This window comes from Phormidium sp. CCY1219 (assembly GCF_035615515.1).
Classification (GTDB): Bacteria; Cyanobacteriota; Cyanobacteriia; order Cyanobacteriales; family Laspinemataceae; genus CCY1219.
In genome coordinates this window covers 1-218 of record NZ_JAJENT010000086.1, presented here as the reverse complement: position 1 = coordinate 218, position 218 = coordinate 1, and the positions used below count along the sequence as shown (strand labels likewise).

The 218-nt window shown below is 51.4% G+C and carries 1 protein-coding gene; it reads right to left on the bottom strand.

Going from position 1 to position 218, the window contains the following annotated elements; all coding sequences use genetic code 11:
* Positions 1-20: 20 nt before the first annotated feature.
* Positions 21-218: hypothetical protein (locus LKK83_RS00530; protein WP_324628782.1), on the bottom strand; the 198-nt coding region annotated here is incomplete at its 5' end.

The window sequence follows — 218 nt, the reverse complement described above, 5'->3', positions numbered from 1 at the left end:
ACCCGATGCCCTTTTTTTTGTCAACTGGTGGAGGCAAAAATTTTCCGGCGCAACCAAGATTGACAGACCGTGGAATTTGGAGGCTGGGTCACGCCCAGGGCAATCCATGATGTGAGTCGTTCGGTGCTGGGACTTGCGCCTGCAATCAAAGCAATGCTTAACGACCCTGCCTGCCCCCACAGTTTCATTATACCCGATGCCCTTTTTTTTGTCAACTG